Origin of the sequence: Rhodoferax sp. PAMC 29310, from assembly GCF_017948265.1 — a bacterium.
GTDB lineage: Bacteria > Pseudomonadota > Gammaproteobacteria > Burkholderiales > Burkholderiaceae_C > Rhodoferax.
The window spans coordinates 2564897-2585670 of the sequence record NZ_CP072852.1 but is presented as its reverse complement, the minus strand read 5'-3'; the positions used below and the strand labels follow the sequence as shown (position 1 = coordinate 2585670).

19 protein-coding genes are annotated in these 20774 nt (G+C 60.8%); 17 read left to right on the top strand and 2 right to left on the bottom strand.

Annotated elements, in window-relative coordinates:
• Positions 1-24: 24 nt before the first annotated feature.
• The 7 genes from J8G15_RS11860 to J8G15_RS11830 all read left to right on the top strand — a co-directional run bounded on the left by J8G15_RS11860 (position 25) and on the right by J8G15_RS11830 (position 8030).
• Positions 25-891, top strand: a complete 867-nt coding sequence (locus J8G15_RS11860; protein WP_210547565.1) for an HlyC/CorC family transporter — start codon at positions 25-27, stop codon at positions 889-891.
• Positions 878-2497: an apolipoprotein N-acyltransferase gene (gene lnt / locus J8G15_RS11855; protein ID WP_210542224.1), complete on the top strand. Its 1620-nt coding sequence runs from the start codon at positions 878-880 to the stop codon at positions 2495-2497. The genes J8G15_RS11860 and lnt overlap by 14 nt, the downstream gene beginning before the upstream one ends.
• A gap of 124 nt (positions 2498-2621) precedes the next feature.
• The gene (glyQ, locus tag J8G15_RS11850; protein WP_210542223.1) at positions 2622-3527 is read left to right on the top strand and encodes a glycine--tRNA ligase subunit alpha; all 906 of its coding nucleotides are present in this window, start codon (positions 2622-2624) and stop codon (positions 3525-3527) included.
• A gap of 2 nt (positions 3528-3529) precedes the next feature.
• Complete coding sequence (gene glyS / locus J8G15_RS11845; protein WP_210542221.1) at positions 3530-5662, top strand: glycine--tRNA ligase subunit beta; 2133 nt, start codon at positions 3530-3532, stop codon at positions 5660-5662.
• Between the two features lie 40 nt (positions 5663-5702).
• Positions 5703-6272: a D-glycero-beta-D-manno-heptose 1,7-bisphosphate 7-phosphatase gene (gmhB, locus tag J8G15_RS11840; protein WP_210542219.1), complete on the top strand. Its 570-nt coding sequence runs from the start codon at positions 5703-5705 to the stop codon at positions 6270-6272.
• 78 nt (positions 6273-6350) lie between these two features.
• The gene (locus J8G15_RS11835) at positions 6351-7094 is read left to right on the top strand and encodes a 1-acyl-sn-glycerol-3-phosphate acyltransferase (RefSeq protein ID WP_210542217.1); all 744 of its coding nucleotides are present in this window, start codon (positions 6351-6353) and stop codon (positions 7092-7094) included.
• Positions 7095-7103: 9 nt separating this feature from the next.
• The gene (locus J8G15_RS11830) at positions 7104-8030 is read left to right on the top strand and encodes a M48 family metallopeptidase (protein WP_210542215.1); all 927 of its coding nucleotides are present in this window, start codon (positions 7104-7106) and stop codon (positions 8028-8030) included.
• Between the two features lie 152 nt (positions 8031-8182).
• Here the strand turns inward: J8G15_RS11830 and J8G15_RS11825 are convergent, their stop codons facing one another.
• Complete coding sequence (locus J8G15_RS11825; protein ID WP_240538257.1) at positions 8183-9262, bottom strand: MBL fold metallo-hydrolase; 1080 nt, start codon at positions 9260-9262, stop codon at positions 8183-8185.
• A gap of 102 nt (positions 9263-9364) precedes the next feature.
• Between J8G15_RS11825 and J8G15_RS11820 the strand changes: the two genes are divergently transcribed.
• From J8G15_RS11820 to J8G15_RS11775, 10 genes are all read left to right on the top strand, one after another.
• Positions 9365-9790 (top strand): MerR family DNA-binding transcriptional regulator, encoded by a 426-nt coding sequence (locus J8G15_RS11820; protein ID WP_210542211.1) that lies wholly within the window; start codon positions 9365-9367, stop codon positions 9788-9790.
• Positions 9787-10221 carry a PaaI family thioesterase gene (locus tag J8G15_RS11815; protein ID WP_210542210.1) on the top strand — a complete coding sequence of 145 codons (435 nt, stop codon included), beginning with the start codon at positions 9787-9789 and terminating at the stop codon, positions 10219-10221. The genes J8G15_RS11820 and J8G15_RS11815 overlap by 4 nt, the downstream gene beginning before the upstream one ends.
• A 24-nt stretch (positions 10222-10245) precedes the next feature.
• Complete coding sequence (locus J8G15_RS11810; RefSeq protein WP_210542209.1) at positions 10246-11427, top strand: isovaleryl-CoA dehydrogenase; 1182 nt, start codon at positions 10246-10248, stop codon at positions 11425-11427.
• A gap of 313 nt (positions 11428-11740) precedes the next feature.
• Positions 11741-12682, top strand: a complete 942-nt coding sequence (locus J8G15_RS11805; protein WP_240538255.1) for a sodium-dependent bicarbonate transport family permease — start codon at positions 11741-11743, stop codon at positions 12680-12682.
• Positions 12679-12987 carry a transcriptional regulator gene (locus J8G15_RS11800; RefSeq protein WP_210542208.1) on the top strand — a complete coding sequence of 103 codons (309 nt, stop codon included), beginning with the start codon at positions 12679-12681 and terminating at the stop codon, positions 12985-12987. Before J8G15_RS11805 ends, J8G15_RS11800 begins: the two co-directional genes overlap by 4 nt.
• An 80-nt stretch (positions 12988-13067) precedes the next feature.
• Positions 13068-13715, top strand: coding sequence for a carbonate dehydratase (gene can, locus J8G15_RS11795; RefSeq protein ID WP_210542207.1), 648 nt, complete (start codon positions 13068-13070; stop codon positions 13713-13715).
• 26 nt (positions 13716-13741) lie between these two features.
• Entirely contained in the window at positions 13742-15568 is a 1827-nt protein-coding gene (gene aceK, locus J8G15_RS11790) for a bifunctional isocitrate dehydrogenase kinase/phosphatase (RefSeq protein WP_210542206.1), read from the top strand.
• A gap of 49 nt (positions 15569-15617) precedes the next feature.
• Positions 15618-16799 (top strand): acetyl-CoA C-acyltransferase, encoded by a 1182-nt coding sequence (locus J8G15_RS11785; protein WP_210542205.1) that lies wholly within the window; start codon positions 15618-15620, stop codon positions 16797-16799.
• A 64-nt stretch (positions 16800-16863) separates the two neighbouring features.
• Positions 16864-17532 (top strand): SDR family oxidoreductase, encoded by a 669-nt coding sequence (locus tag J8G15_RS11780; protein ID WP_210542204.1) that lies wholly within the window; start codon positions 16864-16866, stop codon positions 17530-17532.
• Between the two features lie 38 nt (positions 17533-17570).
• Positions 17571-18701, top strand: coding sequence for an acyl-CoA dehydrogenase family protein (locus J8G15_RS11775; protein WP_210542202.1), 1131 nt, complete (start codon positions 17571-17573; stop codon positions 18699-18701).
• 1323 nt (positions 18702-20024) lie between these two features.
• Here J8G15_RS11775 and J8G15_RS11770 read toward each other — a convergent pair.
• Positions 20025-20483: a hypothetical protein gene (locus J8G15_RS11770; protein WP_210542200.1), complete on the bottom strand. Its 459-nt coding sequence runs from the start codon at positions 20481-20483 to the stop codon at positions 20025-20027.
• Between the last annotated feature and the right edge of the window lie 291 nt (positions 20484-20774).

Sequence of the window (20774 nt, the reverse complement as noted above, 5' to 3'; positions counted from 1 at the left end):
AACGGCATTCCCTGCCCCCTGTCTGTGTCAGACCCCCATCCTTCGCGTCCCGATCGGGAAGATAAACGTACTTTTCTTCAAAAACTGGCCGAGTTCATTCACCCCGGGCCAGACTCGACGGACGAGCTGATAGAAACACTGGTTGATGCCGAGCAGAACAACATCATTGGCGCCGAGTCGCGCCAGATGTTGGAAGGCGTGCTGCGCATGGCTGATATGACGGCAGGCGACGTGATGGTGCCAACCACCCGCATGGACTTGGTAGACATTGGCGAGCCCATGGACTCCTTGCTGCGCGGCGTGATTGACGCCGGCCACTCGCGCTTTCCCGTGTTTGAGGGGGACCGGGAAAATATTATTGGCATTTTGCTGGCCAAAGACCTGCTCAAGTTGTACCGAGCTCCTGAGCACAACATCCGGGCCATGCTGCGCCCTGCCGTGTTTGTGCCCGAGAGCAAGTGGCTCAATGACCTGCTGACGGACTTTCGTGGCAACCGCAATCACCTGGCGGTGGTCATTGACGAATTTGGCCGCGTGGCAGGCTTGGTCACCATTGAAGACGTGCTGGAAGAAATTGTGGGCGAGATCGAAGACGAGTTCGATATCGCCGATGACGAGGGTGATATTTTCAGCCTGGCCGATCGCACCTATCGCGTCAGCGGCGACACCACCATTGAACGGGTTGACGAAGCTTTTAAGGTGAAGCTCATCGGGTCTGACCCGGAAGACGAATTCGACACCATTGGCGGCCTGATTGCCCATGAGATGGGCCATGTGCCCAAGCGCGGCGAGCGCTTCACCCTGGCTGGCCTGAATTTTGTAGTCATGCACACCAAGGGTGGCGCCGTCAAGTGGTTCAAAGTCTCACCCGTGGTTGATGAAACCCCTTAACGGGGCTTTGGGCGACCAACGACGGTTCGTCCCTCTCTGGCAGGCAATTTTGGCGCTGTTGGCCGGCGCCGGACAGGCGGCCAGCCTGGCTTGGCCGTTGGCCAACGCGCCGTTCTCTGAGTCCCTTGGTTTGCACTATGGGCAAGCTGTGTGGTGGCTGCCTTTGTTGTCATTGGGCTTGCTGGCTTGGCTGCTCGACGGCTGGCGACAGATCGCATTGACACAAGGCGCGCGCCAAGCTTTGCAACCTGCGGCTTGGTTGGGCGGGTTGTTTGCCACCGCCTGGCTGGCGGGCACTTTCTGGTGGATCTTTATCGCGCTGCACACCTATGGCGGTTTGCCAGCCGTGCTGTCGGTGGTCGCGGTGATTGCGTTGGCGGCGCTGCTGGCGATCTACTATGCGGCTGTTTGTGGTGCTTTTGTGCTTCTGGTCCCGGTTAAATCTGCGTGGGCTGCTATCATTTTTGCAAGCCTTTGGTTGCTGGCCGAGTTGGCACGGGGCGTTTGGCTGACCGGCTTTGGCTGGGGCGCGGTGGCCTACGCGCAGTTGGATGGCCCGCTGATTGCGTATGCACCGTGGGTTGGCATGTACGGAGTCTGCCTGTTGGTGGCGTGGTTAGTGATGACGATGGCGCAGGCCGTTCGCTTGCGCTGCAACTGGGTGGCGGCTTTACTGGCCGGGGTCGCGCTCGTGGCGCCCGTTGTGGGCGGCGCCCCTTGGGTGTCGACGACGTCCGCCGGTCGCCTCGATGTGACGTTGTTGCAGGGCAACATCCCGCAGGACGAAAAGTTTGAACCGGGCAGTGGTGTGCCGCTTGCCTTGAAGTGGTACCACGAGCAGCTTCTGGCCAGTCGCACCTCTCTGGTCATCGCCCCGGAAACCGCCATACCCCTTTTGCCCCAACAGTTGAGCCCCGACTACTGGCAGTCGCTACAGAACCGATTTGCCACCGGCGAGCAGGCCGCGCTCATCGGCATGCCGCTGGGCAATAACCAGGCGGGCTACACCAATTCGGTGGTCGGCTTCTTGCCCGGGCAGGAAGCGGCCTGGCGTTACGACAAGCAGCATCTCGTGCCTTTTGGTGAGTTCATCCCCCCCTTGTTCAAGTGGTTCACCGAGATGATGAGCATTCCGCTGGGCGACTTCAACCGGGGCGCCATGAAGCAGCCGCTGTTTGACTGGAAAGGTCAGCGCTTGGCACTCAACATCTGTTACGAAGATCTGTTTGGCGAGGAGCTGGGCCTGCAGTTCAGCGATCCGGCGCAAACTCCCACCGTATTCGTCAACGTCAGCAACCTGGCCTGGTTTGGCAACAGCCTGGCGATGGACCAGCATTTGCACATTGCCCGCATGCGCGCGCTGGAGTTTGCGCGACCCTTCGTGCTGGCGACCAACACAGGTGCGACGGCCATCGTTGACCACCAGGGGCGCGTTGTCAGTGCCCTGGCGCGGGACACGCGGGGCGTGCTTGTGACCGAGGTGGAGGGCCGCGAGGGCGTCACGCCGTTTGCGACTTGGGTGGCGCGATTCGGTTTGTGGCCGTATTGGGCGCTGATTGGCATCGTGCTGTCGGTGGCTGCATGGGGTGCTTTGAGAAAACCCTAAGTTGTCGTCATTCGGCCCGCTTAGGCTTGCGCGCTGGAACCCCCGTAAAATCATTTGCTTGCGCGCCATTCGCGCGCGTGTTTTCACCAACTCAGGGCGCCGCCCGTCGGCCCCCTCACATGTCATGTTGACCTTCCAACAAATTATTCTGAAATTGCAGTCGTACTGGGACGTCCAGGGCTGCGCGCTTTTGCAGCCGATTGACATGGAAGTCGGCGCCGGCACCAGCCACACCGCCACGTTTCTGCGGGCGCTGGGCCCTGAGCCCTGGAAGGCCGCCTACGTGCAGCCCAGCCGCCGCCCCAAAGACGGTCGTTATGGCGAGAACCCCAACCGCTTGCAGCACTATTACCAGTACCAAGTCGTGTTGAAGCCGGCCCCAGCCAACATTCTGGAGCTGTACCTCGGCTCGCTCGAAGCCCTTGGCTTTGACTTGAAGAAAAACGACATCCGTTTTGTGGAAGACGACTGGGAAAACCCAACCCTGGGCGCCTGGGGCCTGGGCTGGGAAGTCTGGCTCAACGGGATGGAGGTGACCCAGTTCACCTACTTTCAGCAAGTGGGCGGCATTGACTGCAAGCCCATCACCGGCGAGATCACCTACGGCCTGGAGCGGCTGGCCATGTATTTGCAGGGCGTGGACAGCGTTTACAACCTGAAGTGGACCGACACCCTGAGCTATGGCGATGTGTACCTGCAAAACGAAAAAGAGCAGTCGACCTACAACTTTGAGCACAGCGACGCCGACTTTTTGTTCACGGCCTTTGCCGCGCACGAGAAGCAAGCCAAGCATTTGATTGGAGTGCAACTGGCTTTGCCCGCCTACGAGCAAGTGCTCAAGTGCGCGCACAGCTTCAACCTGCTGGACGCCCGCGGCGCCATCAGCGTGACCGAGCGCGCCGCCTACATGGGGCGTATCCGCAATCTGGCCCGCGCTGTGGCCCAGAGTTACTACGAGAGCCGTGAGCGTTTGGGATTCCCCATGGCGCCGCGGGAATGGGTTGAGCAGATGACGACGAAGGTGGCCTAAACATGACAACGAAAAACCTTCTGGTCGAATTGTTTGTTGAAGAGTTGCCCCCGAAGGCGCTCAAAAAATTGGGCGAGGCCTTTGCCAGCCAGCTGGCCGACCAGCTGCGCGCCCAGGGCTTGGCCAATGACGACTCGGTCGTCACCTCGTTCGCCTCACCCCGCCGTTTGGCCGCGCATGTGAGCCATGTCTGGCTCAAAGCGGCTGACAAGGCGGTGCAGCAAAAGCTGATGCCCGTGAGCGTCGGTTTGACCGCCGATGGCCAAGCCAGTCCCGCCTTGCTGAAAAAGCTGCAAGCCCTGGGCGCTGACGTGAGCGACCCGGTGGCCACTATGGCCGCCTTGAAGCGCGCCCCGGACGGCAAAGCCGAGGCCTTGTTTTATGACAGCCTTGTCACCGGCGCCACGCTGGACACCGGCTTGCAAAAAGCGCTGGACGAGGCCATTCGCCTGTTGCCCATTCCCAAGGTCATGAGCTACCAGTTGGAGACCGACTGCGAGTTGCCCGGCTGGACCAGCGTGAACTTTGTGCGCCCGGCGCACAGCTTGTTGGCTTTGTATGGCAACACCGTGGTGCCCGTGAAGGTGTTGGGTTTGACGGCCGGCAACACCACCCAAGGCCATCGTTTTGAAGCGAAGGTGTCGCCCGTCGTGATCGCGGACGCAGACCAGTATGCAGCTACGCTGCTGAAAGATGGCACGGTGATTGCCAGTTTTGCCGAGCGACGCGCAGAAATCGTTCGCCAACTCGCCGCTGCGGCGGCTGTGGTCGGCCAGGGTGCGCGCCCGATTGACGATGAGGCCTTGCTCGACGAGGTCACCGGGCTGGTCGAGCATCCCAACGTGCTGACCTGCTCGTTTGAAGCCGAGTTCTTGAACGTGCCGCAGGAGTGCCTGATTCTGACCATGAAGGCCAATCAGAAATACTTCCCGCTGGTTGACGCCGCCGGCAAGCTCACCAACAAATTTTTGGTTGTGAGCAACATCTCGCCAGAAGACACCAGTTTTGTCATCGGCGGCAATGAGCGCGTGGTGCGCCCGCGCCTGGCCGATGCCAAGTTCTTCTTTGACCAAGACCGCAAGAAAACGCTCGAATCCCGCGTGGCGGGCTTGGATAAAGTGGTTTATCACAACAAACTGGGCACGCAGGGCGAGCGCGTGGAGCGCGTGCGCGCCATCGCCAAGGCCATTGGCCAGCAACTTGGCGGCGATGGGCTGGCGCAAAGTGCCGACACCGCAGCCAAATTGGCCAAGTCCGATTTGCTCACCGACATGGTGGGTGAATTCCCTGAGCTGCAAGGCATCATGGGCGGCTACTACGCCCGCCACGATGGCCTGAGCGAGGAAGTGGCCGACGCCATTGAAGACCATTACAAACCCCGTTTTGCCGGCGACGAGTTGCCCCGCAACACGACGGGCTTGGTCGTCGCCCTGGCCGACAAGCTGGAAACCCTGGTGGGCATGTTTGGCATCGGCAACCTGCCCACGGGTGACAAAGACCCGTTTGCGCTGCGCCGTCACGCCTTGGGCGTGATTCGCATGCTGGCCGAGAAAGATCTCGAACTCAATGTGGGCGACTTGGTGGCCGCTGCCCAGCCTGCTTTTTGCGACAAGATCACGGACGCAGGTGCCGCGCTGATCGACTTTATGTTCGATCGCCTAGCTGGCTCCTTGCGCGAGCAGGGCTACAGCGCGCAGGAAGTGGACGCCGTGCTGGCCCTGCGCCCGCAGCGTCTGGGAGACGTGGCCAAGCGTCTGGAGGCGGTGCGCAGCTTTGCCGCTTTGCCCGAAGCCGCCGCCCTGGCTGCTGCCAACAAGCGCATTGGCAATATCCTGAAAAAAGCCGGTGAGGTGGATGCCCACGTCAGCGAGGTGTTGTTGAAAGAGCCGGCTGAGATCGCGCTCTACGCCGCCATGCAAGACGTGGCACCGCGTGCCAAGACACAGTTTGAGGCCGGCGACTACACCGCGTCGTTACAAACCCTGGCCGCTTTGCGTGCGCCGGTGGATGCCTTCTTTGACGGTGTCATGGTGAATGCCGAGGAAATGGACTTGCGCCTGAACCGCCAGGGCCTGCTCAAGACCTTGCACGAAGCCATGAACCGCGTGGCAGACCTGTCGCGTCTGGCGGCGTAATCCGTCCTCACCGACATTCCTCACGCAGGTCACACCGCCCATGAAACTCGTCATTCTCGACCGCGACGGCACCATCAACCAAGACAGTGCCGATTTCGTCAAGACCCCGGAAGAGTGGGTGCCGCTGCCCGGCGCGCTGGACGCCATTGCCCGGTTGAACCATGCCGGCTGGCATGTGGTGATCGCCAGCAACCAGTCGGGACTGGGGCGCGGTTTGTTTGATGTGTCCACCCTCAACGCCATGCACACCAAGATGCATGGTCTGCTGACCGCCGCCGGTGGCCGAGTGGATGCGGTGTTTTACTGCCCCCATTCGCCCGGCGACGCCTGCCGTTGCCGCAAGCCCGAGCCGGGCCTGTTTGAACAAATTGCCGAGCGCTACGGGGTGGATCTAAAGGGTGTACCTGCGGTGGGCGACGCGCCTCGCGACCTGGTGGCGGGTGCGGCGCTGGGATGTGAGCCGCATTTGGTGCTCACTGGTAAAAGCGCAGGGTTGACCATGGGCAAGCTGCCAGAGTCGTATCCCAAAGACACCATCATGCACACCGATCTGGCAGCCTTTGCGGACTTTCTGATCGCCCGAAAAGAGGCGGCAGAAGAAGCCGCCTGAGCGCAGGTGTTTGATTGCTCTAAAAATAATAGCTGCTCATGCAGGGCCGACGGGGGCTAGAGGCCTAAAACAATAAATATGTCATTGATTCGTTCTGTTTTGCACATGGCGTGGATTCTGCTCACGGTGATCCCGTGGGGGCTCTCGCTGCTGGTCGCGTCCTTGTGGGTCAAGCGCACGCCGTTGTGGTGGTTTGCCGTGAACTGGTTTCGGCTGGTTATCTGGGGCACGCGCCACATTTTGGGCGTGAAGATCCAGGTTAATGGACTGGAGAACCTGCCTGCCGGTGCAGCCGCGCAAGCGATTCTGCTGTCCAAGCACCAGTCCACGCTGGAAACCTTGTTGCTGCCGACCCTGATGACGCACCCGCTGGCGTTTGTATTCAAGCGCGAGCTGCTGAAGATTCCGTTCTTTGGCTGGTCCATGGCGCGGCTGGACATGATTCACATTGACCGCGAGTCTCGCGCTGCCGCGTTGAAGCACGTGGTCGCCCAGGGCAAGCGCCTGCTCGGCCAAGGCACCTGGGTCATCATGTTTCCTGAAGGCACACGCATCGCGCGCGGCCAAAGTGGCACCTACCAAACCGCCGGCACCCGCTTGGCGGTAGAGGTGGGCGCACCGGTGATTCCGATTGCGGTGTCCACCGGCAAATGCTGGCCGCGCGAGGGTTTTGTGAAACACCCCGGCGTGGTTCATGTGTCGATTGGCCCGGTGATTCACAGTGTCGGGCGCGAGCCCAAAGAGTTGATGCGCGAAGTCGAGGCCTGGATTGAAGCCGAAATGCGCCGCATTGACCCCGAGGCTTACACCCCGGTCGCCTAGGTTTTGCTCATGCACCCGCTGCTTCGGTTCACGCTCGATTTGTTTGATTCCAATCAGCCGCTGGCGCCCGTCCGTTCTGCGCAAAGTGCTATCAATTTCGTAGTCGATAAGGCCGTCGAGCCCTCGGTGGTTGTGGCCCCAAAGCCCGCTCCCCTGGTTGAGGTCATTCAGTTCACTCACCCCCGCGCCAACCGCGAGACCCGCCTGGGCGGACAGCGGGTTGGTTATGAGTTCAAGCGAGGACAGCGGCGCACCATTGGTTTCTCAGTGAGTGCAGAGGGGCTGGTCGTGCGGGCGCCCAAGTGGGTGACGCTGGCCCAAGTTGAGGCCGCGCTGCAGGAGAAATCGACCTGGATTGTTCGCAAGCTCGATGAAACCCGTGCCCGCCATGCTCAAGTCCAGTCCCAGCGCATGGAGTGGCGCCGCGGGGCCAAGTTGCCGCTGCTGGGTGCGTCGGTGGCCTTGGTGCTGGACCCGGAGCGACGTCTGCGCGCCGGCTCAGAGTTGCAATCTGTGTCGTCGGCCGATGTTGACGCCGTGCCGTCTCAACAACTGGTGATTCCCTTGCCTCTGTCCGCCACGGCCGAGCAGGTGCAGGCAGCAGTGCAGCTTTGGCTCATGCGCCACGCCCGCGCCCTGTTTGTAGAGCGTTTGAATCACTTTGCGCCCCAGTTGCAGGTGCAGTGGGGCAAACTGGCCTTGAGCAACGCCGCGACCCGCTGGGGCAGTGCCAAGAGCGATGGCTCCATTCGCCTGAACTGGCGGCTCATTCACTTCGATATCAGCGTGATTGACTATGTGGTGGTGCATGAACTGAGCCATTTGCGCGTCATGGACCACAGCCCGCGCTTCTGGGCCACCGTGGCCTCGGTGATGCCGGACTACGACCAGCGCCGTCGCCTACTCAAAGCCGAACCTGCACCACGCGGGGCGTGATGGCCCAAGTGGCCATCGGGTGTCTTCAAACCGTCATCTGAGGGCGATACAGTCAAGGCCATGTCGGTGCCGGGGCGAACATCCCCGGCGAACAGGGCACCAGTGAGGAGGACGTGGTGCGACCGGCGCCATCTTCAACGCCCGCCCCGTGCTCAACCGGGCAGGGCGCCAAAACGGTAAATACCGTCATCCCCCAACCTGCGTTGCAACTGCCCGTCAAACCACAGGGCATGCAGGTGGGCAATCGATTCCCCCATCGCAAAAGTGGTCTGGTGCAGGTCCAGTGTGCGCTTGAAAAGCACCGGCAGCATGTCGGCCGCGCTGCTGGGTGTGGCCGTGCAGGCCACCAGCACCTCGGCCAGACGGTCGCGGTGGTGCTCGTGCAGCTGCTCAATGCGGGCATACAAGCCGGTGAAAGGCTTGCCGTGGGACGGCAGCGTCAGCGTCTGGGCGTCCAGCGCCTTGAACTTGTCAATTGACGCCAGAAACAGCTTGAGCGAGTTGGCCTCGGGCTCCTGGTCGTACACGCTCACATTGGTGGAAATGCGCGGCAGCATCATGTCGCCCCCAATCAGCACCTTGAGTTCGTCGCAGTACAGCGCGATGTGCTCAGGCGCGTGGCCAAAACCGCTGATGCAGCGCCATTCGCGCCCGCCAATGGCCAGAGTGTCGCCGTCCTGCATGCGCCGGTATTGCGCGGGCACGGCAGGCACCAGTGTGGGGTAGTAGTTGCCGCGCGCCTTGATTTTGGCGACCGAGTCCGGGTCGGTTAGCCCGTGGGAGGCAAAAAAGTCCGCTGCCGCCGCACCGCAAAAGCCGGTGGGCCCCTGGCTGCCAATGCGCGCCATGGTGTAGTCGGTGGCGCTGATCCACAGGCGCACGTTCCAGCGCTCGCACAGCCAGTGCGCCAAGCCAATGTGGTCCGGGTGCATATGGGTCACGATGACGCGCAGAATAGGCAAACCTTCCAGCTCGTTGGCAAACACCTGTTCCCACTGAGCCTTGGCCTCGTCCGCGCTGATGCAGCAATCCACAATGCTCCAGCCGGCCACGCCATCAATCTCATCGCGCAGCAGCCACAGGTTGATGTGGTTCAGGGCAAAAGGCAGCGTCATGCGCAGCCATTTCACGCCCGGCGCCACGGTGACCGTGCCGCCGGGTGAGGGCAGGGTGTCGCCCAACGGGTAGTGCAAGGCTTTCTCAAGGGTGTCGGCGTGGTGGTTCAAAGGCATCCCCGGTTTTGACTGATAATTGACGTTTACGTAAACGTCAATCAAAATAGACATTTTAGGCGGAGACTTCTCAAGCCGCAGTCACTCAGGGCAACCCACTTTATGGCAATCACTTACAGCATCAGCGATTTGGCGAAAGAGTTCGACCTGACCACGCGGGCCATGCGTTTCTATGAAGACATGGGTCTGCTGCAACCTGAACGCAGCGGCCCCGGCGGGCGCAGTCGCATCTACAGCGGTCGTGATCGTACCCGCCTCAAGCTGACCCTGCGGGCCAAACGCCTGGGACTGAGTTTGACCGAGGCCAAAGACATCATCGACATGTACGACAGCCCGCGCGACACCGGGCCGCAGTTGGAAAAATTCTTGGAAGTGCTGGCCGACCACCAAAAGCAGTTGGAGGCCCAAATGACCGACCTGCAAGCCAATATGGATGAGCTCAAAGTGCACCAGCGCGAAGCCCGTGCGCTGCTCGTCAAGGCCCAGAAAAAGGCGGAGAGCGCCAAGTCGGCGGTGGCCACCCCATGAGCGCGGGTAACGCTCTGTGGGAACGGGTGGCGGCCAGTTTTGCGCGCCAGGGCTTGATGACGCACCTGGGCGCCCGCCTGGTTCGCGTGGAGCCGGGCCTGTGCGAGGTGGCGCTGCCGTACTCCGACAAGGTCACCCAGCAACAGCTTGGCTTTCACGGTGGCGCCATTGGCGCGTTGGCCGACATTGCCGGCGGTTACGCCGGGCTCACCCAGGCGCCAGAAGGCATGGAAGTGACCAGCGTCGAATTCAAAATCAACTTTATGGCCGCCTTTCAGGGCGGCGAGTTGCGCGCCACCGGCCAGGTCGTCAAGGCGGGCCGACGCGTCATCGTGACCACGGCCGAGGTGATTCACCTCAGTCCTGAAGGCAAAGAGAGCGTCTGCGCTGTGATGCAGCAAACGTTGATGCCCGTCCCCAAAACTTTCTGAACCCAAAAATACAAGGAGATCCCCATGAACAACATGCCCGGACTGAACTTCCAACTCGGCGAAGACATTGACGCCTTGCGCGACGCCGTTCGCGACTTTGCGCAAGCCGAGATCGCCCCTCGGGCCGCCGAGATCGACAAAAACGACCAGTTCCCCATGGACCTCTGGCGCAAGATGGGCGACCTTGGCGTGCTCGGCATCACGGTGGGTGAAGAGTTTGGCGGCGCCAACATGGGCTACCTGGCGCACATGATTGCCATGGAAGAAATCTCCCGCGCCAGCGCCTCGGTGGGTCTGTCTTACGGCGCGCACAGCAACTTGTGCGTGAACCAGATCAACCGCAATGGCACACCCGAGCAGCGCGCCAAGTATCTGCCCAAACTCATCAGCGGCGAGCATGTGGGTGCGCTGGCCATGAGCGAGCCCGGTGCCGGCTCTGACGTCATCAGCATGAAGCTCAAGGCCGAAGACAAGGGCGGCTACTACCTGCTCAACGGCAACAAGATGTGGATCACCAACGGCCCCGACGCCGACACCCTGGTGGTGTACGCCAAGACCGAGCCCGAGCTGGGTGCACGCGGCGTCACCGCCTTTCTGATCGAAAAGGACATGAAGGGCTTCTCCGTGGCCCAAAAGCTCGACAAGCTGGGCATGCGCGGCTCCCACACCGGCGAGCTGGTGTTCAACAACGTGGAAGTGCCCGTCTCGCAAATTTTGGGCAACCTCAACAGCGGCGCCAAGGTGCTGATGAGCGGGCTGGACTACGAGCGCGCGGTGCTCACCGGCGGGCCGCTGGGCATCATGCAATCCGTCATGGACAACGTGCTGCCTTACATCCATGACCGCAAGCAGTTTGGCCAGAGCATTGGTGAATTCCAGTTGATACAGGGCAAGGTCGCTGACATGTACACGGTGCTTCAGGCCGGGCGTTCGTTTGCCTACACCGTGGCCAAAAACCTTGACCTGCTGGGCACCGAGCATGTGCGCCAGGTGCGCAAAGACTGCGCCAGCGTCATTTTGTGGACGGCCGAGAAAGCCACCTGGATGGCAGGCGAGGGCGTGCAGATTTTTGGCGGCAATGGGTACATCAACGAGTACCCGCTGGGCCGCCTGTGGCGCGACGCCAAGCTGTACGAAATTGGCGCTGGCACCAGCGAGATTCGCCGCATGCTGATTGGCCGGGAGTTGTTCGCGGAAACCATGTAAGCCCAGAGCGTCACAACTTTGACGCAGGGGATGGGGCGGGCCAGCAGCCCTTTTTGCCCTCTGGGCACGGCATGGCCGCGTGCAGGTTTGATTATGATGGGCTTCCCGAGCCGCTTTCATCGATTTCTCAAGCGCTGCCGCCATTCCGGCGGCGGGCTGATGAGCCGTGAGCGCTTGGGTTTCGTGACGACACCAAAAACTAAAAAAGCCCCAACCGGTGGATGGACTGTGCCAGCATCTGGTTCGTGGTCAGGCTGATCCCCGCGTTGGTCTCTCGCATGTATTCGCAGACCGATGGACGGAACTTCTCATCATGATTGACGCTGTCATTCTCTTTTTCTTGTTGGGCTTGGCCGGCGGACTCGTCCGCTCGGAACTCAAGCTTCCCCCCAGTCTGTATGAGGCCTTGACGGTTTTCCTGCTGCTCAGCATCGGACTCAAGGGTGGCGAAGGCTTGGCCAAGCAAGCCCTTGTACCGCTGTTGCCCCAGCTGGGCGCCGTGATGGTGCTGGGCGTGTTGCAAACGCTGATTGCGTTTGGTCTTTTGCGCCTGGCCGGGCGCCTTGGGCGGGCGGATGCTGCTTCCATGGCGGCCCACTATGGCTCGGTCAGCGTCGCCACCTTTGCGGTGGGCGCCAACTGGCTGGTGACGCGAAATATCGAATTTGAGCCTCAGTTGGCCATTTTTCTGGCGGTCATGGAAGTGCCCGCCATCATGGTGGGCATTGTGCTCGTGCGCGGTGTCAGCAAAGAAACAAACTGGCGCGCACTCGGGCATGAGACCTTGCTTGGCAAGGGGGTCACGCTGTTGCTGGGCGGCATGGCGATTGGCTGGGCCGCCGGCCCCGAAGGACTCGCGCCACTGAAACCCTTTTTCTATGACCTGTTCAAAGGCGCGCTGGCACTCTTCATGCTGGAGATGGGGCTGATCGTCAGTCGCCAGACCGATGAGCTGCGCCAGCGCGGGGTGTTGTTGGTCTCGTTTGGCGTGCTCATGCCGTTGCTGTCCGGCTTGCTGGGCTTGGGCTGCGGCCTGCTCTTGAATTTGTCGGTGGGCGGCATGACACTGTTGGCCACACTGGCTGCCAGCGCCTCCTACATTGCGGTGCCCGCCACCATGCGTCTCGCCGTGCCAGAAGCCAATCCGAGCCTGTCGCTGGCGGCGGTCCTCGGCGTGACATTTCCCTTCAATATTTTGGTCGGCATTCCGGTTTACCATTGGCTGGCCATGCAACTTGCCGGAGTTACACCATGACATTACAGACGGAAAAACGCACCGTACTCACGGTGATTACCGAGTCCGCCATTGAAAAAAACCTGTTGCGCGACCTGAAGCAAATGGGGGTTCGCGGCTACACCATCGTGGATGCCCGTGGTCAGGGTAGTCGAGGTGTGCGCACGGCGGCGATGGACGAGTCGGCCAATATCCGCATCGAGGTGATCTGCACGCGGGCCATGGCCGAAAAGGTGCTGGAGGACTTTTTGGCGCGCTACTACGACAACTTTGCGATGGTTGCCTATTTGCAGGACGTCGAAATCATCCGGCCGCATAAGTTTTGAGCGAGGCTGAATTGACTGCCAGAGGCCCCCAAGTCATCGACGGGGGTGTTTTTCAAGGGTTCTTCCAATGACACATCGCCATGCCACATAAGCTCTTTGCCCACAACCGTGCCTGGGCCGCGCAAATGGAGGCCGAGCGCCCCGGCTTCTTCACGGACCTCATGAGCCAGCAAAAGCCACGCTTCATGTGGATTGGCTGCTCTGACAGTCGTGTGCCCGCCAACCAGATCACCGGGCTGGAGCCGGGTGAGGTGTTTGTGCACCGCAATGTGGCCAATGTGGTAGTGCCCACCGACCTGAATTGCCTGTCCACCGTGCAATTTGCAGTGGACCAGCTCAAGGTGGAGCACCTCATGGTGGTGGGCCACTACGGCTGCGGTGGAGTGCGTGCGGCGTTGGAAAACGTGCGCGTGGGCTTGGCCGACAACTGGCTGCGCCACATCAAAGACGTGCGCGACCGCCACAGCGCCATTTTGGACCCCGCGCCCGAGTCTGCCCGGCTGGACATTTTGTGCGAGTTGAATGTCATTGAGCAGGTGATGAACGTCGCCCAAACCACCGTCATGCAAGACGCCTGGGGGCGCGGCCAAAAAGTGAGTTTGCACGGCTGGGTGTATGGCCTGAAAGATGGCTTGCTGAAGGATCTGAACATCACGATTGATGGCCTGGACGGCATGGCCCCGCTGCACCGTGCGGCCATCGCTGGCGTCGCCAGTGCCAGCCGCTAACCGCCCTCTTTACGCAACAGACCACCATGTTTCCCCAACGCCTTGACTCCACGGTAGCCTACCAAATTGCCAAGGCGATGATGGATGGCTTCAATCGTCACTACCGGCTGTTTCGCACCGAGTCCGCGCGCGCCAAACACCGTTTTGAGACTTGCGATTGGCATGGCCAGCAGCGCGCGCAGCGTGAGCGGATTGAGTTCTATGACCTGAGGGTGCGCGAGTGCTCGCGCCGGTTGGAGCGCGAGTTCAAGGCCGGCGAGCAGGCGATGGACATCTGGCAGCAAATCAAGCTGCACTACATCGGCCTGCTGGTGAACCACCACCAGCCCGAGCTGGCGGAAACCTTTTTCAACTCGGTCACCACCAAGATCCTGCACCGCAGCTACTTCCAGAACGACTTCATCTTTGTGCGCCCGGCGGTCAGCACCGAGTACATCGAAAACGGCGAGCCCGAGTCCCGCCCCACCTACCGCCCTTATTACCCCATCCGGGAAACCATGGGCGACGCGCTGGTGCGCATGGTGAATGACTTTGACCTCCGGGCTCAATTTGACGATCTGGCCGGCGACGTGGACCTGGTGGTGGCCTCCATGCTGGAGCGCTTGGGTGACGCCACGTTGCGCGCTAATTTTCAGGTGCAGGTGCTCACCGGCCTGTTCTTTCGCAACAAGGGTTGCTACATCGTCGGCAAGCTGATCAACGGCTTCAATGAATTTCCGTTTGCGCTGCCGGTGTTGTACGGCCCATCCGGCAAGCTGGTGATTGATGCCGCCTTGTTTGGCGAAGACGACCTATTGATGCTGTTCAGCTTTGCGCGGGCTTACTTTATGGTCGACATGGAGATTCCCAGCGCCTACGTGCAGTACCTGCGCAGCATGATGCCGCGCAAACCCCGCAACGAAATCTACAATGCCCTGGGGCTGGCCAAGCAGGGCAAGACCCTGTTTTACCGCGACTTTCTGCACCACCTGCGCCACTCCAGCGACAAGTTTCGCATCGCCCCCGGCATCAAGGGTATGGTCATGCTGGTGTTTGACCTGCCGTCTTTCCCCTATGTGTTCAAGGTCATCAAAGACTATTACCCGCCGCAAAAAGACACCACCCGCGAGCAGATCAAGGGCAAGTACCTGCTGGTCAAGCAGCACGACCGCGTGGGCCGTATGGCCGACACGCTGGAATACAGCGGCGTGGGCTTTCCGCGCAGCCGCTTCAGCGACGAGTTGATTGCCGAGATCGAAAAGTTTGCCCCCAGCCAGTTGGAGATCGTGGACCAAGACGGCGACGGCGAGCTGGAAGTCATCATCAAGCACGTCTATATTGAACGGCGCATGATTCCGCTCAACATCTACCTGCAAGAGGCGTTCGACGCCGGCGGCGCCAACCCCAACGACATCAGCCCGGCGGCGGCCAAGGCGCGTGAGCAGATTGAGCGCGGCGTGGTTGAGTACGGCAACGCCATCAAAGACCTGGTGGCCGCCAACATCTTCCCCGGCGACATGCTGTGGAAAAACTTTGGCATCACCCGCAACGGCAAGGTGGTGTTTTACGACTACGACGAAATCGAGTACATCACCGACTGCAACTTCCGCAAGGTGCCTGAACCCCGCAACGAAGAAGAAGAAATGTCGGGCGAGGTCTGGTACAGCGTCGGCCCCAAAGACGTGTTCCCTGAGACCTTTGGCCCCTTTTTGCTGGGCAACCCGGCGGTGCGCCAGATTTTCATGAAACACCACGCCGATTTGCTGGAGGCCGCCTTCTGGCAAGCCCACAAAGACCGGGTGCAGGCCGGCCATGTTTTCGACGTTTTTCCCTACGATCAGGACAAACGTTTTCACCGCGAACGGATCGAGTGATCCTCATCTTCGTTGGCGCTTTTTTGACTCATTGATAGGAGATTTTGCTATGACCGATTCCATCGTGATTGTGGGCGCCGCGCGCACCCCCATGGGCAGCTTCCAGGGCGAGTTGTCGTCTCTGGCCGCGCATGACCTGGGTGGCGCCGCCATCAAGGCCGCTGTGGAGCGCGCCGGCGTCGCGCCCGAGCAGGTCAACGAAGTGTTGTTTGGCAACTGCCTCATGGCCGGCCAAGGCCAGGCACCGGCCCGTCAGGCAGGCTTCAAAGGCGGCTTGCCCATCAGCGCCGGGGCTGTCACCCTGTCCAAAATGTGTGGCTCCGGCATGCGCGCGGCCATGTTTGGTTATGACCTGTTGATGGCCGGCAGTGCCGACGTGGTGGTGGCCGGCGGCATGGAAAGCATGACCAACGCCCCCTACCTGTTGCAAAAAGCGCGCGGGGGCTACCGCATTGGCCATGACCGCATGTTCGACCACATGATGCTTGACGGCCTGGAAGACGCCTACGAGGCCGGCCGCTCCATGGGCACCTTTGTCGAAGACTGCGCCGCCAAATACGGATTCACCCGCGAGCAGCAAGACGCTTTTGCCATCACCAGCGTCACCCGCGCGCAAGCCGCCACAAAATCTGGCGCATTTGCCGCCGAGATCACGCCGGTGACCATCAAGGGCCGCGCCGGCGACACCGTGTTGGCCACCGACGAAGCTCCGGGCCGCGTCAAGCTGGACAAAATCCCCAGCCTCAAACCCGCGTTCAAAAAAGACGGCACCATCACGGCCGCCAGCAGCTCCAGCATCAGCGACGGTGCGGCGGCTTTGGTGATGATGCGCGCGTCGACTGCCGAGGCCAAAGGCTTGAAACCCTTGGCCCGCATCGTCAGCCACGCTGTGTACGCCCAGGAGCCCAACTGGTTTGCCACCGCCCCCATGGGCGCGGTCACCAAGGCGCTGGAAAAAGCCGGCTGGTCGGTGGACGACGTGCAGCTGTGGGAGGTGAACGAAGCCTTTGCCGTGGTGCCCATGGCGCTGATGCACGAGCTGGGCCTGAGCCACGACATCGTCAACGTGAATGGCGGCGCCTGCGCGCTGGGCCACCCCATTGGCGCGTCCGGCGCCCGCATCATGGTCACGCTGATGTACGCGCTGCAAGCCCGCGGCCTCAAGCGTGGCCTAGCCACACTGTGTATTGGCGGCGGCGAAGCCACCGCCGTGACGATTGAGATGCTATGAAAAAAATAGCTGCTTGCGCAGGCTGCACTAGCGCTAGAGGCCTAAAAAGCTTGAAGGTTGGCTTGTGAGCACCGTACTCGTCATGGGCGCCTCACGCGGCATTGGGCTGGAGCTGGTGCGCCAGTACCGGGACGCGGGTGAGCGCGTCATTGCCACCGCGCGGGACACCGCAGGGCTGGACCGCTTGAAAGCGCTGGGTGCGCAGGCCCTGCGTTTGGACGTGACCGATCCCACCAGCTTGATCAGCCTGAGCGGGCGTCTGGAGGGCGAAAACATCGACCTGGCTCTGTACGTGGCGGGGGTGATGGACCGCGGCGACTCCCTGACGCCGCCCACGCGCCAGGCCTTTGACCACGTGATGCACGCCAATGTGCTGGGGCTGATGCAGGCCCTGCCGCAAGTGATGCCCAGGGTGCAAGCCGCTGGCGGTGTGTTTGGTGCGCTGTCCAGCGCCATGAGTCAGATTGGCAGCGTACCCAACAGCAGCGCTTGGCTGTACCGTGTGAGCAAAGCGGCTCTCAATATGGCGATCTGTAGCGCCCGTTTTGATTACCCCGGCGCCCGCTTGGTGGCGCTGGACCCTGGCTGGGTGCAAACCGACATGGGCGGCGCTGCGGCGGCGCTCACGCTGGAGAGCAGCGTGCACGGCCTGCGCACCACACTGGCCAGCGTTTCTGATGCTGACAATGGCCGCCTGCTGCACCACGACGGCCGCCGCGCCGAGCACTGGTAGGCCGCCCTCCCTCCGATTGAACTGATTCAGGACCCCCCATGCTGTTAACCCAAGACCAGGAAATGATTCGCGACGCCGTGCGCGACTTCGCCCAAGCCGAACTCTGGCCCCACGCCGCCCGCTGGGACAAAGAACACTACTTCCCCAAAGAGGCCCACAAAGGCCTGGCTGCCCTGGGCGCCTACGGCATTTGTGTGCCCGAAGAGTTCGGCGGCGCCAACCTCGACTACGTCACCCTGGCCCTGGTACTAGAAGAAATTGCCGCCGGCGACGGCGGCACCAGCACCGTTATCTCCGTTACCAACTGCCCGGTTAACGCCATCCTCATGCGCTACGGCAACGCCGCGCAAAAGAGGCAATGGCTGGTGCCGCTGGCCCAGGGTGAAATGCTGGGTGCGTTTTGCCTGACCGAGCCGCATGTGGGCTCCGACGCCTCCGCCCTGCGCACCACCGCCGTCAAGCAGGGTGACGAGTACATCATCAACGGCGTCAAACAGTTCATCACCAGCGGCAAATACGGCGACGTCGCCATCGTGCTGGCCGTCACCGACAAGAGCATGGGCAAAAAGGGCATGAGCGCCTTCCTGGTGCCCACCACCGCGCCCGGCTACGTCGTGGCCCGCCTGGAAGACAAACTCGGCCAGCACAGCAGTGACACGGCCCAGATCAACTTTGATAACTGCCGCATCCCGGTGGAGAACCTGATTGGTGCCGAGGGCGAGGGCTACAAAATTGCCCTGGGCGGGTTGGAGGGAGGCCGCATCGGCATTGCCGCGCAAAGCGTGGGCATGGCCCGCAGCGCTTTTGAAGTGGCCCTGGCCTACGCCAAAGAGCGTGAAAGCTTCGGCAGCCCCATCTTCAACCACCAGGCAGTGGGTTTTCGCCTGGCCGAGTGCGCCACCCAAATCGAAGCCGCTCGCCAACTCATCTGGCACGCCGCCGCCCTGCGCGACGCCAGCCGCCCTTGCTTGAAAGAAGCCGCCATGGCCAAGCTGTTTGCCAGCGAAATGGCAGAGAATGTATGCAGCGCTGCCATTCAAACCTTGGGTGGCTACGGCTATGTGAGCGACTTTCCGGTGGAGCGCATTTACCGGGACGTGCGGGTTTGCCAGATTTACGAAGGCACGTCTGACGTGCAGAAGATCATTATTCAGCGGGCGTTGGCGTAGGCCGGCTTGGTCATTTTTAAGTGACTTTTAGGGCTCTAGACTTTGCCTGTCATGCGCAGCTAGCTATTGAATATGTAGCTATTTTTGCGCTATAACCCCCACTCTCTCCCCTAACCCTCTCTCGCCCCGCCGGGCGAGAGAGGGAGCTCAACAGCCACATTTGGCCTCGTGTTGGAAGATTCGCAGTGCTTTGTCGGGTGAGTGTTGGTAGCCAGCGCTCGGCGGGCACACAGGGTTCTCTGTCGACAGAGTCGGAGGCCGCAGGCCCATTGCCGTCATTCACGCAGAACTGTCGTAAGTCAAGTGTGCAGCGTCAGGAGTCATTCTGGGTTTAGCCGTAAGCGACTCCAAGAGGTTGGGTCCTGTCATCCGACCTTTCGATTTGCCAGCTCCATAGCGGTCTTTGAAAGTACAGGTTTACGGTCGGAAATCTGGCGAAGAAATCGATGAGCGGAGCACCCCCATCCGGCCATAAGTTGCCCGCCGCCAGGAAAAGCCGATAGCGTGAGCGTGGCCGCCGTGTTTGCTGCGAATGCACACTGCCAATTTGGTGGGTCGCCCGATGGGCGCGTGCCAGTACGTTGGGCGGACTTGTCGAACATTTTGGATTGTGCGTTCCCGCCGCACTGGTGTTTGCGGTCATGATGCCGGGCGAACAAGGCGCATTGCCGCCGACGACTTATGGCTCGGTGCCTTCCGGCACGCGAGCATAGAGCACCTCGCGGCGGCGCACCCGGTCGATCCCGATAAATTCAGTGCGGCAGGGAAACCGGATCTCGAAGGTCGCAAAAGGCACGATGGGGGCAACCGTCGGTTTGCCGTTTATCAAGCGTTAGTGCCGCTTGAGGTTGGTGCCGTCAAACAGTCAAACACCCGATCCGTTGGCCAGCGACTTCGGTAGCAGCAGATCGGCGGGCTGCATCGACGACGCTTCCAGAAGCGTGTGCCGTTGTCGTTCATCACCAGCACCCGCCGCACGCGCACATCCTGCTCGTTGTAAGCGCGCAACCAAGTGCCCACCAGTCGCCGGCGGGTCGATTCGTCCGGATTGTCGGGTGGGGTGCTTTCACAGCCAGCAGAGTGCCTTGGTAGAATCCACCCAGCGCCGATATTTGCCCAGCTTGCGGGCGCTCAACAAGTACAGCTAAATACCGGCCGATGTCTTGTACATCTGATTCACGGCAATTCCTCATCCCATAAGCTGCCTGTCGTAAGCACCCGCTAACGTTGCGTTGCTGCCGATCACAGCGCCGGCGCCGGTCAAGCAATACGACCCCAGCAATGCGCCATAGGCCGGTGCCACGCCTCCTCGGCAGCTTCACATCAAACAACGATCAGACACCCCTTCAACGAACGCCCAGCATTTGTTATGCGCATGACCATAGAGTTTGAAAATGCATTGCCCTCGATGCAAATGACCTTCAGACTGGTTACCCGCGACATGAACTGCAAAATTGCATCGCCCGCCTCATCGTTTAGCGCGCATCCCACCATTCCAAATTCGGTTAAGTCGCTCGGCATGGAGGCCAAAATAGCGGCGGCGCCAGCCGCTCCCATCTCAGAGTTGTAACTTGCGCTAAATAAACGCAGTTGAAAATCGGTTTTCTTTGTGGCGAAAACAATGGCATTTGCCAGCGCGATGGCGTTTTCACCATCAAGTTTGGCGCTGCGCAGCTCAAGATCAAATACACGCGTATGCGCAACCGTATCGGCAAGACGTCCCGCTACCGCGACACACACTGGCAGATGGGTTTCCCTTAGGGCGGTAATGAGCGATTGCATGGCGTGAACACTTTCGTCCGCTGGCACATTTGAGGCAAACGACGAACGAATAGAAAAAAAAGCACCCAATAGCGCGACAGTGCTACCACTTACTAACTTTCGACGCATGCGATTTGGCATTCCCAAAAATCCCTAGATATATTTTCAGCGCAGTTTGACACTGCCGCTCGAACCCATGGGGTCTGAGCGGATCATAAAGCTGGTCAATCCACGGAACCGAGTCAACTCCATTACTGAGTTCCTCAGTGCATGCAAATGGGTTGCCAGGAAGCGGGCGTTAGCGACTGTCCG

What these genes read in the sequence shown, in the direction of transcription:
- J8G15_RS11820 (WP_210542211.1), top strand. Translation starts at nt 9,365, where the DNA reads ATGGCAATCACTTACAGCATCAGCGATTTGGCGAAAGAGTTCGACCTG.
- J8G15_RS11805 (WP_240538255.1), top strand. Translation starts at nt 11,741, where the DNA reads ATGATTGACGCTGTCATTCTCTTTTTCTTGTTGGGCTTGGCCGGCGGA.
- can (WP_210542207.1), top strand. Translation starts at nt 13,068, where the DNA reads ATGCCACATAAGCTCTTTGCCCACAACCGTGCCTGGGCCGCGCAAATG.
- J8G15_RS11810 (WP_210542209.1), top strand. Translation starts at nt 10,246, where the DNA reads ATGAACAACATGCCCGGACTGAACTTCCAACTCGGCGAAGACATTGAC.
- J8G15_RS11770 (WP_210542200.1), bottom strand. Translation starts at nt 20,483, where the DNA reads ATGCAATCGCTCATTACCGCCCTAAGGGAAACCCATCTGCCAGTGTGT.
- glyS (WP_210542221.1), top strand. Translation starts at nt 3,530, where the DNA reads ATGACAACGAAAAACCTTCTGGTCGAATTGTTTGTTGAAGAGTTGCCC.
- lnt (WP_210542224.1), top strand. Translation starts at nt 878, where the DNA reads ATGAAACCCCTTAACGGGGCTTTGGGCGACCAACGACGGTTCGTCCCT.
- J8G15_RS11830 (WP_210542215.1), top strand. Translation starts at nt 7,104, where the DNA reads ATGCACCCGCTGCTTCGGTTCACGCTCGATTTGTTTGATTCCAATCAG.
- J8G15_RS11800 (WP_210542208.1), top strand. Translation starts at nt 12,679, where the DNA reads ATGACATTACAGACGGAAAAACGCACCGTACTCACGGTGATTACCGAG.
- J8G15_RS11815 (WP_210542210.1), top strand. Translation starts at nt 9,787, where the DNA reads ATGAGCGCGGGTAACGCTCTGTGGGAACGGGTGGCGGCCAGTTTTGCG.
- J8G15_RS11835 (WP_210542217.1), top strand. Translation starts at nt 6,351, where the DNA reads ATGTCATTGATTCGTTCTGTTTTGCACATGGCGTGGATTCTGCTCACG.
- aceK (WP_210542206.1), top strand. Translation starts at nt 13,742, where the DNA reads ATGTTTCCCCAACGCCTTGACTCCACGGTAGCCTACCAAATTGCCAAG.
- J8G15_RS11785 (WP_210542205.1), top strand. Translation starts at nt 15,618, where the DNA reads ATGACCGATTCCATCGTGATTGTGGGCGCCGCGCGCACCCCCATGGGC.
- gmhB (WP_210542219.1), top strand. Translation starts at nt 5,703, where the DNA reads ATGAAACTCGTCATTCTCGACCGCGACGGCACCATCAACCAAGACAGT.
- J8G15_RS11775 (WP_210542202.1), top strand. Translation starts at nt 17,571, where the DNA reads ATGCTGTTAACCCAAGACCAGGAAATGATTCGCGACGCCGTGCGCGAC.
- J8G15_RS11825 (WP_240538257.1), bottom strand. Translation starts at nt 9,262, where the DNA reads ATGCCTTTGAACCACCACGCCGACACCCTTGAGAAAGCCTTGCACTAC.
- glyQ (WP_210542223.1), top strand. Translation starts at nt 2,622, where the DNA reads ATGTTGACCTTCCAACAAATTATTCTGAAATTGCAGTCGTACTGGGAC.